The following is a 16,165-nucleotide window of genomic DNA, read 5'->3' as shown; positions in this document are numbered from 1 at the left end:
CCAACCGCCGGCGGCGCGGCTGGCCGCACACTCGTGTCCGGCGGCGCGGCTGGCCGCACACTCGTGGCGCGCGCTCACCCCAACGCCAGCGCCGCCTGGTGGTCGTGGGTCGGGATGATCGTGACCGCGTGGCGCGCCAGGTGCAGGCGCTGCAGCGTCTTGAAGGCCTCCTCGCGATCCTCGTCCACCAGATTGCCTGGGTAGCTTGACTTTTGCCGCACCTTGTCGATCTGCAACCGGTGCCAGGCGGCGTCGCCGGCGATCAGGATCCATCCGTGCCGGGTGTGCGCGAGCACCCCGACGCTGCCCGGAGTGTGGCCGGCGAGATCCACCAGGAGCACCGAACGGTCGCCGAAGAGGTCGTGGCTCGCGGTGAACGTCAGCACCGGCGGCCCGTCGAGCTCGTATTCGCTGACCGGTCGCCCGCGCAGCGAATCGCGCACCCCGCCGACGGGTGCGATGGGGCCGGAACCGATCCAATTGTGTTCGCGGCGGTGCAGATACACGGGAAGGTCCGGCAAATCCAGCAGCCCCGAGACGTGGTCCCAGTGCGCGTGCGTCGGCAAGGCGAAATCCAGCGCCGGCGCGTCGGGCAGCTCGGCCAGCGCGGTGATGGTGGGAAGCGTGCTGGCCGGCGGGCGCACCGCGACCCGCAACACGGCGGGTAGCTGGGCGATCGCGCGGTGCTCGGCGTCGACGCACACCGCCGGATCGACGATGAACGTGGCCTGCGGGTGGGCGATGAGGAACGACGTGAGCGAATTCTCGATGCGCGCCGGCGTGAACGTGCCCTCGACGATGGCGGCCGTCGGCACCGGGCGCGGCACCTGGCGCAGCGCCCGCACCGTCACGGTGCGGCCGGCGTTCGGCAGCCCGGCGTCCACGACGCTGCCGAGGAACCGGTCGTCGGGCCGCTTCGGGCGCACCATGCCGCGCACGAGTCCGGCTGCGGCGCCGCAGCATTGGCGCAGGGTGGGGGAGCGGACGGGATCGGAGACCGCGGTGCCCGTCACGGCAGCTCCACCCGCACGATGACACTGTCCGGCCACACCCCGCGATCCCGCGCGCGCCGCACCTTCTCACGGACGCACAGCTCCTGATGCACGTTGGTCACGCCCGGGACCTTGATCAGCGGCACGATGTTCCACTGCCAGCCGTAGCGGCGGTGCAGCACGCGGTTCGCCCGCTCGGCGTCGGCGCCCGACAGCACGGTGGCGCGGCCCGCCACCCAGGGCGTCGCGGCCGCCCGCACCCTGCCCCGGTAATCGCAGGCCGCCAGTTCGACGTCGCCGCGCACAGCCAGCCGCCGGGTCTTCGGGCCGACCTTGGTTCGAAACAGCAGCCCAGTGTCGTCGAACGCGAACCAGATCGGGGTCTCGACGGCGGTGCCGTCGCGGCGGAAGGACCGGAGCAGGGCGTAGCGGGAAGCATTCAGCTCCGCTCGTGAAGGGCGTGAGGGGATAGCCATAACCACAGTCAAGGACTTAGAGTTGGCTCTAAGTCAAGCATCGGTTTCGGAGGGAGGCGCGATGGCCGGTGGCCGCACCATCGGAGAGATCTCCCGCGAAACCGGGGTCGCCGCGACGACCCTGCGCTACTACGAGCAGATCGGCCTGGTGCCCGAGCCGACGCGGCGGGGCGGGCAGCGCCGCTACGACGACTCGATTCTGTCCCGGCTCGAGGTGATCGCGCTGTGCAAGTCCGCGGGGTTCTCCCTCGACGAGATCCAGCTGCTGTTCGCCGACGACGCCCCGGGACGCCCGGCAAGCCGCGCCCTCGCCGAGGCAAAACTCGCCGAGATCGACGCCCAGCTGGAGTCGCTGACCCGGGCGCGGGCCGTCATCGAATGGGGGATGCGCTGCACCTGCCCGTCAATAGACGCCTGCACGTGCGGCATTCATCCGCCCCACCCCGCCAAGGAGCAGCCATGAGCCAACCGCGTCCCCTCGCCGTGCAGAACTTCTCCCACCTCTGCGTCGGCGTCTCCGACATCGAGGCGTCCCTGGCCTTCTACACCGCGGTGCTGGGCATGGACGTCGTCTTCGACGTCGAACTCGCGGGCGCCGGACTCGATTCGGTGACCGGCGGCGCCGCCCAGCAGGGCCGCATGATCGGCGGGCTGATCGGGGGCACGATGATCGAGCTGCTGTCGCTGGGCGCGGTGCCCGAATGTCCCAGCGGCCCGCACCTGGGCTACACCAACATGTCGTTCCGGGTCGACGATCTCGACGCGGCCTACGACGACGTGGTGCGCCTGCACCCCGGCGTGCGGGCCGACCCACCCGTCGATATCGGGGGCGTGCGGATGTTCTTCATCTACGACCCCGACGACACACCGATCGAACTGTTGGAGCTGCCCGCCGGCGCGACGAGCACGGTGCAGCTCTGGCGTCCCGGCACCTGAAAACGTATCCGCGCCCTGGGCGCCGACGTACGCTACGGAAATGACGACTGCCGAGCATCCGGCCACCCTGTGCGAGGCGTTCCAGCGCACCGCCGACATCGACCCGAATGCCGTCGCGCTCCGCACGCCCGGCGACACCCAGACGTTGACGTGGCGAGAGCTCGCGACGCAGGTGCGCAAGGTCGCCGCCGGCCTGGCGGGGCTGGGGGTTCGGCGCGGCGACACGGTCTCGCTGATGATGGCCAACCGGATCGAGTTCTACCCCTTCGAAATCGGCGCCCAACACCTCGGGGCCACATCGTTTTCGGTGTACAACACGCTGCCGGCCGAGCAGCTGACGTATCTGTTCGACAACGCCGGCACCAAGGTCGCCATCTGCGAGGCGCAGTACGTGGACCGCATCCGCGCCAGCGGTGCACCCATCGAGCAGATTGTCTGCATCGACGGCTCGCCGCCCGGCACCCTCTCGGTGGACGACCTGTATGCCGCCGCGCCAACGGATTTCGACTTCGAGTCCACCTGGCGCTCGGTGCGACCCGACGACATCGCCACCCTCATCTACACCTCCGGGACCACCGGAAACCCCAAGGGCGTGGAGATGACCCACGCCAACCTGCTCTTCGAGATGTATGCCTTCGACGCCGTGCTGCCCAGCCAGTACGCCGACCGCGTCACGTCGTTTCTGCCGACGGCGCACATCGCCGACCGCGTGATGGGCCTCTACAGCCTGGAGGTGTTCGGCGCCCGGGTGACGGTGGTCTCCGACCCACGCGCCATCGCCGCCGCGCTGCCCGACGCGCGGCCTACCGTGTGGGGAGCGGTGCCGCGCGTGTGGGAAAAGCTCAAGGCGGGAATCGAATTCGCGATCGCGAACGAGGCGGACGAGGCCACGCGCCAGGCGTTGCAGTGGGCGATGTCGGTGGCCGCCAAGCGCGCGGCCGCCCTGGTGGCCGGGGAGGAGATGCCGGACGACCTGGCCGCCGAATGGGCCACCGCCGACGACCTGGTGCTCTCCAAGCTGCGCGAGCGGCTCGGCTTCGGCGAATTGCGCTGGGCGGTCTCGGGTGCGGCGCCGATCCCCAGGGAGACGCTGGCCTTCTTCGTCGGCCTCGGCGTTCCGATCGCCGAGGTCTGGGGGATGTCGGAGCTGAGCTGCGTCGCCGCCGTCAGCCATCCCCGCGAGGCCCGGCTGGGCTCCGTCGGCAAATTGCTCCCCGGGCTCGAGGGCAAGATCGCCGACGACGGCGAGTTCCTGGTGCGCGGCCCGCTGGTGATGAAGGGCTACCGCAAGGAACCGGCGAAGACGGCCGAGGCGATCGACGCCGACGGCTGGCTGCACACCGGCGACATCCTCGAGGCCGACGCGCAGGGCTTCCTGCGGGTGGTGGACCGCAAGAAGGAGCTGATCATCAATGCGGCCGGAAAGAACATGTCGCCGGCCAACATTGAGAACTCCATCCTGGCCGCGTGCCCGATGGTCGGGGTGATGATCACCATCGGCGACGGGCGGCCCTACAACACCGCGCTCATGGTCTTCGACGCCGACTCGGTCGGCCCGTACGCCGCCCAGCGCGGACTGCCCGACGCGTCACCCGCCGCCCTCGCGGCCGACCCCGACGTCGTCGCCGAGATCGCCGCCGGCGTGGCGGCGGGCAACGCGAAACTCTCACGGGTGGAACAGATCAAACGGTTCCGCATCCTGCCGACACTGTGGGAGCCCGGCGGCGACGAGATCACGCTGACGATGAAACTCAAACGCAAGCCGATCATGACGAAATACGCCGAGGAGATCGAACAGCTCTACATCGACGATCCGCATCCGGAGGTGCACGAGCCTGCCGGCGCCGCAACGGTGCAGCCGGCATGATCGGCGGGCCGGCGGGCAGCGCCCGCGAACTCGGTCGCGTCGGAGCGCGAAAGCTCTTGCAACGCACCGGACTCATCGAGGAGTCGACGACGCCGCTGGCGACCGACCCGGTCGAGGTCGCCCAATTGCTGCGCGCGCCATGGTATGACGAGCGGCTGAGCAAGCTGGCCGACGACCTCGGCCGCGATCTTTCCGCCGTGCGCGCCGAGGCCGCCTGTTACCTGCGGGAGATGGCGCCCTCGCTGGACGAGCGGGCGGTGCGGGCCTGGCGCAGCTTCAGTTGCTGGCTGATGCGGGCCTACGACGTGCTGGTCGACGAGGACCAGATCGCCCAGTTGCGCAAGCTGGATCGCAAAGCCACTCTGGCGTTTGCCTTTTCGCACCGCTCGTATCTGGACGGCCTGCTGCTGCCCGAGGTGATCCAGGCCAACCGGCTCTCGCCGGCGCTCACGTTCGGCGGCGCGAACCTGAACTTCTTCCCGATGGGCGCCTGGGCCAAGCGAACCGGGACGATCTTCATCCGGCGCCAGACGAAGGACATTCCCGTCTACCGCTTCGTCTTGCGGGCGTACGCCGCGCAGCTGGTGCAAAACCACGCCAACCTGACATGGTCGATCGAAGGCGGCCGGACCAGGACGGGCAAGCTGCGGCCGCCGGTGTTCGGGATCTTGCGGTACATCGCCGACGCGGTCGACGAAATCGACGGCCCCGAAGTGTATTTGGTGCCGACCTCGATCGTCTACGACCAGCTGCACGAGGTCGAAGCCATGACCACCGAGGCCTACGGCGCGACGAAGCGGCCGGAGGACTTCCGCTTCCTGATCCGCCTGGCGCGCCAGCAGGGCGAGCGGCTCGGCCGCGCCTACCTCGACTTCGGTGAACCGCTGCCGCTGCGCAAACGCCTCGAGGAGCTGCGCGCCTTACAAAAAACATCGGAGTCCGGCACCAGCACCGAGATCGAACGCATCGCCCTGGACGTCGAGCACCGGATCAACCGCGCCACGCCCGTCACCCCGACCGCGGTGGTGAGCCTGGCGCTGCTGGGCGCCGACCGCTCGCTGTCCATCAGCGAGGTGCTGGCCACCGTGCGGCCACTGGCGAGCTACATCGCGGCGCGCAACTGGACGGTGGCCGGCGCCGCCGACCTGACGAACCGCTCCACCATCCGCTGGACCCTGCACCAGCTGGTCGCCTCCGGCGTCGTCAGCGTCTACGACGCCGGCACCGAACCGGTCTGGGGTATCGGGGCCGAGCAACACCTGGTGGCGGCGTTCTACCGCAACGCCGCCATTCACATCGTGGTCGACCGCGCTATCGCCGAGACGGCGCTGCTGGCCGCCATCGAAGACGCCGAGGGCTCGGTCGACGGCCTGGTCCAGCCGACGGCCGTGCGCGACGAGGCGCTGCGCCTGCGCGAGTTGCTGAAATTCGAGTTCCTGTTCTCGGCGCGCGCACAGTTCGAAAAGGAGCTCGCCGACGAGGTGCGCCTGATCGGGCGGGTCGAAGACACCCGCAAGGCGGCCGGCGCGGCCGACGTGCGCGGCCTACTGGAAAAGGCCGACGTCCTGCTGGCGCACCTCGTGCTGCGGCCGTTCCTCGACGCCTACCACATCGTCGCCGACCGGCTCGCCGCCTACGACGACGAATCGTTCGACGAGGAGGCGTTTCTCGCCGAGTGCCTCGAGGTCGGCAAGCAGTGGGAGCTGCAGCGCAGGATCGCCAGCGCCGAGTCGCGGTCGATGGAGTTGTTCAAGACGGCGCTGCGGCTGGCCCGGCATCGCGAGTTGGTCGACGGCGCCGAGGAGCCGGACATCGCCCGGCGCCGGCGCGAGTTCGCCGACGAGGTCGCGACCGCGGTCCGGCGCGTCAACACCATCGCGGAGCTGGCCAGGACCTGCTGACCGGGCTCGTTCATCCGGCGCGGTCGTTCACCGGCCATTAACGTGTGGTCGCGATAGTGCGTAGGCCCTATCGGCGAAGCGAGGATCTGATGAGCGACAAGACCACCGGGCAGGCCCGCCCCCTGATCGGGTACGTCACCCACGAGATCGCGCCGCAGATCACCCCCGCACCCATCGGGCGGGCGTGGATGTCGGAGATGCGCCAGGGGTGGCCCCATCGGTGCCTGCCGATGCTCATCGCCAATCAGAGCGGCTGGGAAGTGCGCAACCGCAACGCCTTCACCGCGACGTGGATGGGCGGGGACGACCGCACCAACCTGATGATCGCGCCCGACACCCGCGAAAGCGGCCAGTTTCTGCCCTCCAGCCACTTCGGCTACGGCATCTTGACCTGGCATCTGCCGATGCTGTTTCGCACCCCGCCCGGCTACAACCTGTTGGTGCGCGGTCCGGCGAACCATCCCAAGGACGCCATCTCCCCGTTGGAGGGGATCGTCGAAACCGATTGGTCCAGTTCGAGTTTCAGCATGAACTGGAAATTCACCCGCGAGTTCATGCCGGTGCGATTCGAGGTCGACGAGCCGATCTGCATGATCGTCCCGCAGCGCCGCGCCGAGCTGGAGGAGTTCGCCCCCGAGCTCCGCCCCATCGAGTCCGACGAAGAACTGCACCGCAAGCACGAATTCTTCCTGGGCTCGCGCGGCGCGCTGGGACGCGAGCAGGAGGCGGCCGACGGCGCCACCGGCGAGCGGGTGCCCTGGCAGGGCGACTACACCCGGGGCCGGCACAGCGACGGCGAGTCCGGGGCCGACGACCACCAGACGCGGCGGCGCCTTCGTCCGTTCGCCGCGCCGCAACCTGAGCACCGGGACTAGGTGCGACCACCGCGACGGGCACGTGCAACGATGCCTTCCGCGCCGTGGCCGACGGGACAGGTGCGACCGATGCGGCGAAGGTACCGGGCCACCGATCGCCCCCGCGCTTAAAGTTGGTGGCATGCCGCTTTCCGGAGAGTACGAGCCATCACCCTGGGATTGGTCTCGCGAGCAAGCCGACAAGTACGCCGCGTCGGGGGGCGCCGAGGCCGCCGACATGAAGGGCAAGCCGATCATCCTGCTGACCACGGTCGGCGCCAAGACCGGCAAGCTCCGCAAGACACCGCTGATGCGGGTCGAGCACGACGGCCGGTACGCCGTCGTCGCCTCGCTGGGCGGGGCGCCGAAAAACCCGGTCTGGTACCACAACATCACCAAAAACCCCCGGGTCGAGCTGCAGGACGGCGCCGTCACCGGCGATTACGACGCCCGCGAGGTGTTCGGCGACGAGAAGGCGACGTGGTGGGAACGGGCCGTCGAGGCGTGGCCCGACTACGCCGAGTATCAGACCAAGACCGACCGCCAGATCCCGGTGTTCGTGCTGACCCCGGTCGGCTGAATTCCGGAGTTGACCAGCTGGCATGGCACCATTGATCAGTGTCCGCTGAATTGAGCCATTCCCCGAGCGTCGCGCCGCTGACCGCGGCGGACATCGACACCGCGGCCAAGCGGATCGCGGCCGTCGTGACGCCGACCCCGCTGCAGTTCAGCGACCGGCTGTCGGCCATCACCGGCGCGCGGGTCTATCTCAAGCGCGAGGATCTGCAGATCGTGCGCTCCTACAAGCTCCGGGGCGCCTACAACCTGCTCGTTCAGCTGTCCGACACGGAACTGGCCGCGGGCGTCGTGTGCTCGTCGGCGGGCAACCACGCCCAGGGCTTCGCCTACGCGTGCCGGATGTTGCAGGTACACGGCCGCGTCTACGTCCCCGCCAAGACGCCCATGCAAAAGCGCGACCGGATCCGCTACCACGGCGGGGACTTCATCGAGCTGATCGTCGGTGGCACGACCTACGACCTTGCCGCCGAAGCCGCGCTGGCCGACGTGGAAAGCACCGGCGCCACCCTGGTCCCGCCCTACAACGACCTGCGCACCATGGCGGGCCAGGGCACCATCGCCGTCGAACTGCTCGACCAACTCGAGACCGAGCCGGACCTGGTGGTGGTCCCGGTGGGCGGCGGCGGCTGCATCGCCGGCATCACCAGCTACCTCGCCGAGCGGACCGAGAACACGTCGGTGCTCGGCGTCGAGCCGGCCGGCGCCGCGGCGATGATGGCCGCCCTGTCCGCCGGCGAGCCGGTGACGCTGGACCACGTCGACCAGTTCGTCGACGGCGCCGCGGTGCGCCGCGCCGGCGACCTGACCTACGCCGCGCTGGCGGCCGCCGGCGACATGGTGTCGATCACCGCGGTCGACGAGGGCGCCGTGTGCACCGCGATGCTCGACCTCTACCAAAACGAGGGCATCATCGCCGAACCCGCGGGTGCGCTGTCGGTGACGGGACTGCTCGAGGCCGATGTCGAGCCCGGCTCGACGGTGGTGTGCCTGATCTCCGGCGGCAACAACGACGTCTCGCGCTACGGCGAAGTGCTCGAACGCTCGCTGGTCCACCTCGGCCTCAAGCACTACTTCCTCGTCGACTTCCCGCAGGAGCCCGGGGCCCTGCGCCGCTTCCTCGACGAGGTGCTCGGACCCAACGACGACATCACCCTCTTCGAGTACGTCAAGCGCAACAACCGGGAGACCGGCGAGGCACTGGTGGGCATCCAGTTGGGCTCATCGGCCGACCTGGACGGCCTGCTGTCTAGGATGCGCGCGACGGAGCTGCACGTCGAAACCCTCAAACCCGGCTCGCCCGCCTACCGCTACCTGCTGCTCTAACCCCGGGCCGCGATAGATGCACGAGCCGTATGGACCCGGGACGCCCGGTTTCGGGCTGGTCAGCGCCGCCATCATCGCCTCGCTCGTCCTGCTCGCGTGGGCCGCGATCTGGGTCGCCCGGCGCGGGCGCCGGCTGCGGGATTTGTGGGAGCGGGTGTCGGGCGCCGCGGTGATCGGCGAGACGCTGGCCTGGGCGCGCGAACGGATCGGCGACCGGTGGCGGGCACTGGCCGCCCGGCTGCCGGTGAGCGAGGTCGCGGCCGTCGCCCTGCTGGTCGGGCTGGCCGTGGTCGTGACGCTGGCGGTCGGCTTCACCGAAGTGCTCGACGACGTGCTCGAGGGCGACGGCATCGCCGTGATCGACCACCCGGTGACCCGGTGGCTCGCGACCCATCGTGACCTGTGGCTGACCACCGTCCTGCGGACGATCACCGTCGCGGGCAGCCCCCTGTTCCTGGCCGCGTTCGCCCTGCCGATTTCCCTGGTGGCCGGCTGGCGGTGCCGGACGTGGCGCCCGGTGGTGCTGGCCCTCGTCTGCGGCGCCGGGGTCCCGCTGGTGCTCTTCACCGCCAAGGCCTTGGTGGGGCGAAACCGCCCGGCCCTGCCGTTCGCCCTCGTCGACGCGGACGGGTATTCGTTTCCCTCCGGACACGCCACCGGCACCGCCGCGATCATGGTCATCTCCGCGTGGATACTGACCCGCTGGCTGGTCCCCAGGTGGACCGGGCGCGTGACGGTGTGGGCGGTCACGATCGGCGCGGCGTTCCTGATCGGGTTCTCGCGCGTCTACCTCGGCGTGCATTACCTCAGCGACGTGCTCGCGGGCTGGCTGCTGGGCATGGCCTGGGCGGGTGCGGTCATGGTCGTCGGAACCTGGTGGGACAACACCCGCCGGGCACGCGACCGGCAACCGGAGGCGTGAGCTCAGCCCCGAGGCCGCCCCAGGTACGCCGGCGCGGCAGTGCCCGGATCGAGGTCGTCCGCCGCCACCGGCGTCCCGGCCGTCAAGGTCAGCGGCACCACCCCGGCCCAGTGGGGCAGCGGCAGGTCCTGCGGGTCGTCGACCGGGGGACCGCTGCGCACCTTGGCCGACACCTCGACGAGGTCGAGCGCGAGCACCCCGGTCGCGGCGAGCTCGCGGGCGTCGGGGGCCCGGCAGTCGGCGGCGCGCCCCGGCGCGATGTGGTCGAGCAGGCAGCCCAGCGCCCGCGACTTCTCCGCCGGGTCGTCGACCACGCGTGCCTCGCCCACCACGACCACCGAGCGGAAGTTCACCGAGTGGTGCATCGCCGAGCGCGCCAGCACCAGCCCGTCGACCAGCGTGACGGTGACGCACACGGGCAGGCCCGACCCCGAGGCCTCGGCCGTCCGCGCCGCCAGCAGCGGGCCCCCGCCGCTCGAACCGTGCAGGTAGAGCCTCTCGTCCAGGCGGGCGTGCGTGGTCGGCAGGACGACCGGGCGGCCGGCGTTCAGGTAGCCCAGATGGCAGATCAGCGCCTCGTCGAGGATGGCGTGGACGGTATGACGGTCGTAGCGGGCGCGCTCCCGATAGCGGGTCGGGGTGGTGCGTGCGGTCGGTCGGTATGCGATGTCCACGAGCTTGCCCTCACAATTGTCCTAGTACATAATGAATTGCGTGCCAGTACAAAACAGCATAACGGGAACCGGCGCGGATTCCATAGCCGCCAGCATCGAAGCGGCGATCTCGGCCGGCTCCCTGACGCCCGGCGACGCGCTGCCCCCGGTCCGCGAGCTGGCCACGCAACTCGGCGTCAACGCCAACACCGCCGCCGCGGCCTACCGCTTGCTGCGCGATCGCGGGGCCGTCGAGACCGCGGGCCGGCGTGGCACCCGGGTGCGGCGCCGGCCGGCGACCACTCCGCGCTCGCTGCTCGGGCTCGAGGTGCCCGCGGGCGTGCGCGATCTGTCCACCGGCAACCCCAACCCGCACCTGCTGCCCATCGCGGGAGCCGCCCCGCCCGGACCGGCGCCCGCGCAGCCGGTGCTTTACGGCGGCCCGGCCATCTCGCCGGCGCTGGAGGAGTTCGCCCGGCGCGCGTTGTCCGCCGACGGGGTGCCCGCCGATCACCTGGCGGTGACCAGCGGCGCGCTGGACGGCATCGAGCGCGCACTCTCCGCGCATCTGCGTCCCGGCGATCGGGTGGCCATCGAGGATCCGGGGTGGGCCAACCTCCTGGATCTCCTTGCCGCCCTGGGGCTTTCGGCCGAGCCGGTGCCGGTGGACGACGACGGGCCGTTGACCGCCGACCTGGCCCGGGTCCTGGGGCGCGGGGTGCGCGCGCTGGTCCTGACCAACCGCGCGCAAAACCCGACGGGTGCCGCGCTATCGGCGGATCGCGCCGATGACCTGCGCGCGGTGCTGGCCCGCCGGGCCGACGACCTGCTGCTGGTCGAAGACGATCACTGCGCGGGCATCGCCGGCGTACCGCTGCACACCCTGGCCGGATGCACCACCCACTGGGCGTTCGTGCGCTCGGCGTCCAAGGCCTACGGCCCCGACCTGCGCGTGGCTGTCCTGGCGGGCGACCACCGGACCGTCGAGCGGGTGCATGGCCGCCTGCGGCTCGGCCCCGGCTGGGTGAGCCACGTGTTGCAGCGGCTGGCCGTCGGCCTGTGGTCCGACGACGCGGCCTCCGAGTTGGTCGCCGGCGCCGAGCGGCACTACGCCGACCGCCGGTCGCGGCTGTGCGACGCGCTGGCCGAGCGCGGTCTCGACGCGCACGGGCGTTCCGGGCTCAACGTGTGGGTTCCGGTCCCCGACGAGGCGGTCGCGATCTCCCGCCTGTTCGGGGCGGGGTGGGCGGCGGCGCCGGGCTCCCGGTTCCGCATGCGGACGCCGGCGGGCATCCGCCTCACGATCTCGGACCTGGCGCCCGAGGAGATCGCTCCGCTCGCCGACGCGGTCGCCCAGGCGGTGCGCCCCGCCGGCCGGCCCATCGTGTAGCCGCGGGTCACGCCGTCTCGTCGTCACCCGGCCCTGGGCCGGTCCACAACAGTTCGATGGTGTTGGACGGCGTGTCGCGGCGCACGGTGCGCCGCGTGGTGAGGCCCCGGCGGGCCGGATTGTGCGAGCAGATCCGCCGCAGTTTGTGACCGAATTCAGAATGACTCATGGCCGCATCATCGGGGGTGATCCGGCGCGGCCGCCAATCAGTTATCCACAGGCCCCGTGGGCGCCGCCAGGATGGCGAACGAATGGCCTTGCAGCACAGCGCCGTCGGCGTCGACAGCCGGTTCTCCCCACGCCAGCACGACGTCGCCGCCGATCGGCACCCGCACCGACTCGGCGCTCAGGTTGCACACGATGCGCAGCCGCCCGCGCGACATGGCGATCCAGCCCTGGTCCTCGTCGTAGTCGACCGTGAGGTGCTCCAGCCAGGGGTCGGCGAGGTCCGGATCGGTGCGCCGCAACGCGATCAGGTCGCGGTACAGCCGGTGCAGGCGGGCGTGCTCGCCGGTGTCGACCTCCTCCCAGTTCAGCTTGGAGCGCGCGAACGTCTCGGGGTCCTGTGGGTCGGGGATCTCGTCGGCGTCCCAGCCGTGCTCGGCGAACTCGGCCTTGCGCCCCTCGGCGGTGGCCCGGGCCAGCTCCGGTTCGGGATGTGAGCTGAAGAACTGGAACGGGGTGGAGGCCGCGTATTCCTCGCCCATGAAAAGCATTGTGGTGTACGGGGATCCGAGCGCCAGCGCCGCCTTGATGGCCAGCTGGCCGCCGCTCAGGTTCTGCGAGGGGCGATCGCCCAGGGCTCGGTTGCCGACCTGATCGTGGGTGCAGGTGTAGGCGACCAGCCGGGTGGCCGGGATGCCGGATTTCTGGGTCGTGTCCAGCGGGCGGCCGTGGCGCCGGTACCGGAACGACGAATAGGTCGCGGCGTGAAAGAAGCCCTGGCGCAGCGTGTGTGCGAGGGTGGCCAGGCTGCCGAAGTCGCCGTAGTAGCCCTGGCGCTCGCCGGACACCGCGGTGTGGATGGCGTGATGAATGTCGTCGGCCCATTGCGCGGTCAGGCCGTAGCCGCCGCGGTCACGCGGGGTGATCAGCCGCGGGTCGTTCAGGTCGCTCTCGGCGATCAGCGACAACGGGCGCCCCAATTGCTGGGCCAGCCAATCGGTTTCGGTGGCAAGTTCCTCGAGGATATGGATGGCGGTGGTGTCCACCAGCGCGTGGACCGCGTCCAGCCGCAGGCCGTCGGCATGGAAATCACGCATCCAGCGCAGCGCGCAGCCGATGATGTAGCGGCGGACCTCGTCGGAGTCGGCGTCGGCGATGTTGATGCCCTCACCCCACGGGTTGCTCGCCGAGGACAGGTAAGGGCCGAACCGCGGCAGGTAGTTGCCCGACGGGCCGAGGTGGTTGAACACCGCGTCGATCAGCACGCCCAGACCCTTCGCGTGGCAGGCGTCGATGAAGCGCACCAGCGCGTCGGGCCCTCCGTAGGGCTCGTGCACGCTGTACCACAGCACCCCGTCGTAGCCCCAGCCATAGCTGCCGGCAAAGGAATTCACCGGCATCAGCTCCACGAAGTCGACGCCGAGATCCACCAGATAGTCCAGCTTGTCGACGGCGGCGTCGAGGGTCCCTGCCCCGGTGAACGTGCCCAGGTGCAGCTCGTAGATCACCGCGCCTTCGACCGACCGGCCGGCCCACCCGGTGTCAGTCCACGTCGCGGCGGCGGGATCCCACAGCTGCGAGCGGGCGTGCACGCCCTCGGGCTGGCGCGGCGAGCGCGGGTCGGGCAGCACCGTGGGGTCGTCGTCGAGCAGGTATCCGTAACGGGCGTCCGGCGCGGCGTCCACGCTCGCATGCCACCAGCCGTCCTTCGCGCGAGTCATCGGGTGCACGTCGCCGTCGACGTCGAGACGGACGAGCTCGGGTTTGGGCGCCCAGACACCGAAGTCAGTCATGATGGCGCTCCAGCAGAACGACCGGCAGGTCGGCGAACAACTGGGCCGCCGAGGTCGGTCCATCCGCGACGGCCCCGGTGAGCGCGTCTTTCCAGGTGCCATCGGGCAGCGGCAACACCGTGTTGCCCCAACCGGTTTCGGTGAGCCGCACGGTCCAGCGGATCACCGCGACCACGATGTCTCCGCCATTTGAGCCCCGGCGGAAGGCCAGCACGTGGTCGGCGGCGTCCCCGTCGGCCAGCACCGGGACGTAGTCGCCCCGCAGGAAGCTGTCCGGGTGGGCGCGGCGCACGCGAAGCGCGGTGGTGACGACCCGGATCTTCGGGTGCTGTAGTGCCTGCAGGGCGGCGCGCCGGGCGGCGTAGTCGACCGGGCGGCGATTGTCCGGATCGACCAGGCTGTCGTCCCACAGCTCGGTGCCCTGGTAGACGTCCGGTATCCCGGGCACGGTCAGCGCTAGCAGCTTTTGGCCCAGCGCGTCGCTGGCGGCGTGCGGATTGAGTTGCGCGACAAGCTCGGTCAGCTGCCCGGCCACCGGGCCGTCCAACACCGTGTCCAGCCAGCGGTGGATCGCGTCTTCGAAGTCGGTGTCGGGATCGCTCCACGAGGTGTGCCAGGCCGCCTCCCGGATGGCCTTCTCCGCGTAGCCGTGCAATCGGTCACGCAACTCGGCGGTGGGTTTTCCTTTGTCGGGCCCGCCTACCGGCCACACACCGAAGATGTTCTGCCACAGGAACTGTCCGGTCGCCGGATCGGGGGAGGGGGCGTCGATCTCCCACCGGGAGACGAACTCGGTCCACAGCGACGGCACCTGGGACAGCACCCCGATCCGGGCGCGCACGTCCTCCCCGCGTTTGGTGTCATGGGTGGTCAGCGTGGTCATCGTATGCGGCCACAACCGGGCGCGGCTGGCGGCGCTGTGGTGAAATTCGGCCGCGCCGACCCCGAAGCGGTGCGGCTCGCCGCCCACCTCGTTCAGCGATACCAGGCGGGCGTCGCGGTAGAACAGGCAGTCCTCGACAGACTTGGCGGTGACGGCCCCGCACAGCTGCTGCAGCCGGGTGGCCGGCTCGCCGCCGTGGGCCAGCGCCGCGGCCAGCACCTGCAGCGCCGGGCCCAATTCCGGTGCGGCCGCCTCGGTTTCGGCCAGCGCGGTGGGCAGCAGTGCGACCAGGCCGGGGTAGTCGCTGCGGTAGACCCCGAGGTGCGTGAGGAGCGCGGCGACCGCGTCGGGCAGCATCGGGTCATCGGCGCCGGCGGCGGCCACGATGCTGCGGCGCAGCCGGGCCAGCTCACTGCCCAACGTGTCGGTGGCCGAACGGATTTTGAGATCGGCCAGCATGGCCGGGAACGCCCGGTAGTCCACGCCGGAAGAGTCCACCAGCGCGGTCAGGGCCGGGGCACCCCGCGGATCCAGGAAAACACCGCCGACCTCACGCAGCACGTCGTAACCCGTGGTGCCGTCGACCGCCAGGGTGGGCTCGAGCGCTTCGTCGACGGCCAGGATCTTCTCGATCACGATCCAGGCCGACGGCCCGGCCAATTCGCGCAACCAGGCCAGGTAGCTGCACGGATCGGACAGGCCGTCGGGATGATCGATGCGCACGCCGTCGACGAGCTCCTCGGTGAACCACCGCCCGACTTCGGCGTGGGTGGCGTCGAAGACCGCGCGATCTTCCTGGCGCAGCCCCGCCAGTGAGGTGATCGAGAAGAAGCGGCGGTAGCCGCACACGCCGTTGCGCCAGCCCACCAGGCGGTAGTGCTGGCGGTCGTGCACCTCGGGGCCGGTGCCGCCGGCGGTGCCCGGCGCGATCGGCAGCGCCAGATCGCCCAGGCGCAGCAGGTCCCCGTCGACGGTCAGGTCGGCGGCGTCGTCGTCGGAGCCAAGCACCGGCAGCACGATGCGGCCCTGCGGGTCGAGGTCCCAGTCGATATCGAAAAACGTTGCGTAGGGCGACGAACGGCCGTTTTGCAGGACGTCCCACCACCAGGGGTTCTGCTGGGGCTGGTCGATGCCGACGTGGTTTGGCACGATGTCGACGACCAGGCCGAGGCCCCGCGCCCGGGCCGCCGCCGACAGCCGGGCCAGGCCGTCGTGGCCGCCGAGCTCGGGGGAAACCGTCGTGGGGTCGGTGACGTCGTAGCCGTGGCTCGACCCGGTGGTCGCGGTCATGATCGGCGACAGGTACAGGTGCGTCACCCCGAGGTCGTCGAGGTAGTCCAGCAGGTTTTCCGCGTCGGCGAAGGTGAACGCGGACCCGCTGGATTCACCACGCAGCTGCAGCCGATAGGTGGACAGGATGGGTAAATCCAT

General features: G+C 70.5%; 15 protein-coding genes. 9 read left to right on the top strand and 6 right to left on the bottom strand.

Going from position 1 to position 16,165, the window contains the following annotated elements:
• Positions 1-74: 74 nt before the first annotated feature.
• Complete coding sequence (locus G6N26_RS06605) at positions 75-1,013, bottom strand: MBL fold metallo-hydrolase (RefSeq protein ID WP_083016202.1); 939 nt, start codon at positions 1,011-1,013, stop codon at positions 75-77.
• A complete protein-coding gene (locus G6N26_RS06600) occupies positions 1,010-1,468 on the bottom strand; it encodes a PPOX class F420-dependent oxidoreductase (RefSeq protein ID WP_083016198.1) in 459 nt (152 codons plus the stop codon). The genes G6N26_RS06605 and G6N26_RS06600 overlap by 4 nt, the downstream gene beginning before the upstream one ends.
• Before the next feature lie 61 nt (positions 1,469-1,529).
• On the opposite strand from G6N26_RS06600, the gene G6N26_RS06595 reads away from it, so the two are divergent.
• The 8 genes from G6N26_RS06595 to G6N26_RS06560 all read left to right on the top strand — a co-directional run bounded on the left by G6N26_RS06595 (position 1,530) and on the right by G6N26_RS06560 (position 9,850).
• Positions 1,530-1,931 carry a helix-turn-helix domain-containing protein gene (locus G6N26_RS06595; RefSeq protein WP_067169053.1) on the top strand — a complete coding sequence of 134 codons (402 nt, stop codon included), beginning with the start codon at positions 1,530-1,532 and terminating at the stop codon, positions 1,929-1,931.
• A complete protein-coding gene (locus G6N26_RS06590) occupies positions 1,928-2,404 on the top strand; it encodes a VOC family protein (RefSeq protein ID WP_067169051.1) in 477 nt (158 codons plus the stop codon). Before G6N26_RS06595 ends, G6N26_RS06590 begins: the two co-directional genes overlap by 4 nt.
• A 40-nt stretch (positions 2,405-2,444) precedes the next feature.
• Positions 2,445-4,271: a fatty acid--CoA ligase FadD11 gene (fadD11, locus tag G6N26_RS06585; protein ID WP_083016195.1), complete on the top strand. Its 1,827-nt coding sequence runs from the start codon at positions 2,445-2,447 to the stop codon at positions 4,269-4,271.
• On the top strand, positions 4,268-6,172 hold the full coding sequence (locus G6N26_RS06580; RefSeq protein WP_083016192.1) for a lysophospholipid acyltransferase: 1,905 nt from the start codon (positions 4,268-4,270) through the stop codon (positions 6,170-6,172). The genes fadD11 and G6N26_RS06580 overlap by 4 nt, the downstream gene beginning before the upstream one ends.
• 89 nt (positions 6,173-6,261) lie before the next feature.
• Positions 6,262-7,047, top strand: coding sequence for a DUF6065 family protein (locus tag G6N26_RS06575; RefSeq protein WP_067169045.1), 786 nt, complete (start codon positions 6,262-6,264; stop codon positions 7,045-7,047).
• A 121-nt stretch (positions 7,048-7,168) separates the two neighbouring features.
• Positions 7,169-7,606: a nitroreductase family deazaflavin-dependent oxidoreductase gene (locus G6N26_RS06570; protein ID WP_067169043.1), complete on the top strand. Its 438-nt coding sequence runs from the start codon at positions 7,169-7,171 to the stop codon at positions 7,604-7,606.
• Between the two features lie 38 nt (positions 7,607-7,644).
• Positions 7,645-8,928: a threonine ammonia-lyase gene (gene ilvA, locus G6N26_RS06565; protein WP_067169042.1), complete on the top strand. Its 1,284-nt coding sequence runs from the start codon at positions 7,645-7,647 to the stop codon at positions 8,926-8,928.
• Between the two features lie 16 nt (positions 8,929-8,944).
• A complete protein-coding gene (locus G6N26_RS06560) occupies positions 8,945-9,850 on the top strand; it encodes a phosphatase PAP2 family protein (protein ID WP_083016188.1) in 906 nt (301 codons plus the stop codon).
• A 2-nt stretch (positions 9,851-9,852) separates the two neighbouring features.
• Here G6N26_RS06560 and G6N26_RS06555 read toward each other — a convergent pair whose 3' ends face one another.
• Positions 9,853-10,524 (bottom strand): pyridoxamine 5'-phosphate oxidase family protein, encoded by a 672-nt coding sequence (locus G6N26_RS06555; protein WP_083016184.1) that lies wholly within the window; start codon positions 10,522-10,524, stop codon positions 9,853-9,855.
• 40 nt (positions 10,525-10,564) lie between these two features.
• Here G6N26_RS06555 and G6N26_RS06550 point away from each other — a divergent pair, with 40 nt between their 5' ends.
• Positions 10,565-11,893 carry an aminotransferase class I/II-fold pyridoxal phosphate-dependent enzyme gene (locus G6N26_RS06550; RefSeq protein WP_083016243.1) on the top strand — a complete coding sequence of 443 codons (1,329 nt, stop codon included), beginning with the start codon at positions 10,565-10,567 and terminating at the stop codon, positions 11,891-11,893.
• Positions 11,894-11,900: 7 nt separating this feature from the next.
• Here the strand turns inward: G6N26_RS06550 and G6N26_RS25745 are convergent, their stop codons facing one another.
• The 3 genes from G6N26_RS25745 to treY are packed head-to-tail and all read right to left on the bottom strand — an operon-like array spanning position 11,901 to position 16,165.
• A complete protein-coding gene (locus G6N26_RS25745; protein ID WP_169925509.1) occupies positions 11,901-12,062 on the bottom strand; it encodes a hypothetical protein in 162 nt (53 codons plus the stop codon).
• 37 nt (positions 12,063-12,099) lie between these two features.
• Positions 12,100-13,851 (bottom strand): malto-oligosyltrehalose trehalohydrolase, encoded by a 1,752-nt coding sequence (treZ, locus tag G6N26_RS06545; RefSeq protein ID WP_083016180.1) that lies wholly within the window; start codon positions 13,849-13,851, stop codon positions 12,100-12,102.
• On the bottom strand, positions 13,844-16,165 hold the full coding sequence (treY, locus tag G6N26_RS06540) for a malto-oligosyltrehalose synthase (RefSeq protein ID WP_083016176.1): 2,322 nt from the start codon (positions 16,163-16,165) through the stop codon (positions 13,844-13,846). Before treY ends, treZ begins: the two co-directional genes overlap by 8 nt.

The sequence above is a fragment of the Mycobacterium marseillense genome, from assembly GCF_010731675.1.
GTDB classification, from domain to species: domain Bacteria; phylum Actinomycetota; class Actinomycetes; order Mycobacteriales; family Mycobacteriaceae; genus Mycobacterium; species Mycobacterium marseillense.
The sequence above is the reverse complement of the archived record's forward strand: the minus strand, read 5'-3'. Positions and strand labels throughout refer to the sequence as shown.

What these genes read in the sequence shown, in the direction of transcription:
- G6N26_RS06600 (WP_083016198.1), bottom strand. Translation starts at nt 1,468, where the DNA reads ATGGCTATCCCCTCACGCCCTTCACGAGCGGAGCTGAATGCTTCCCGC.
- G6N26_RS06595 (WP_067169053.1), top strand. Translation starts at nt 1,530, where the DNA reads ATGGCCGGTGGCCGCACCATCGGAGAGATCTCCCGCGAAACCGGGGTC.
- G6N26_RS06590 (WP_067169051.1), top strand. Translation starts at nt 1,928, where the DNA reads ATGAGCCAACCGCGTCCCCTCGCCGTGCAGAACTTCTCCCACCTCTGC.
- fadD11 (WP_083016195.1), top strand. Translation starts at nt 2,445, where the DNA reads ATGACGACTGCCGAGCATCCGGCCACCCTGTGCGAGGCGTTCCAGCGC.
- G6N26_RS06580 (WP_083016192.1), top strand. Translation starts at nt 4,268, where the DNA reads ATGATCGGCGGGCCGGCGGGCAGCGCCCGCGAACTCGGTCGCGTCGGA.
- G6N26_RS06575 (WP_067169045.1), top strand. Translation starts at nt 6,262, where the DNA reads ATGAGCGACAAGACCACCGGGCAGGCCCGCCCCCTGATCGGGTACGTC.
- G6N26_RS06570 (WP_067169043.1), top strand. Translation starts at nt 7,169, where the DNA reads ATGCCGCTTTCCGGAGAGTACGAGCCATCACCCTGGGATTGGTCTCGC.
- G6N26_RS06560 (WP_083016188.1), top strand. Translation starts at nt 8,945, where the DNA reads ATGCACGAGCCGTATGGACCCGGGACGCCCGGTTTCGGGCTGGTCAGC.
- G6N26_RS25745 (WP_169925509.1), bottom strand. Translation starts at nt 12,062, where the DNA reads ATGAGTCATTCTGAATTCGGTCACAAACTGCGGCGGATCTGCTCGCAC.
- treZ (WP_083016180.1), bottom strand. Translation starts at nt 13,851, where the DNA reads ATGACTGACTTCGGTGTCTGGGCGCCCAAACCCGAGCTCGTCCGTCTC.
- treY (WP_083016176.1), bottom strand. Translation starts at nt 16,165, where the DNA reads ATGGATTTACCCATCCTGTCCACCTATCGGCTGCAGCTGCGTGGTGAA.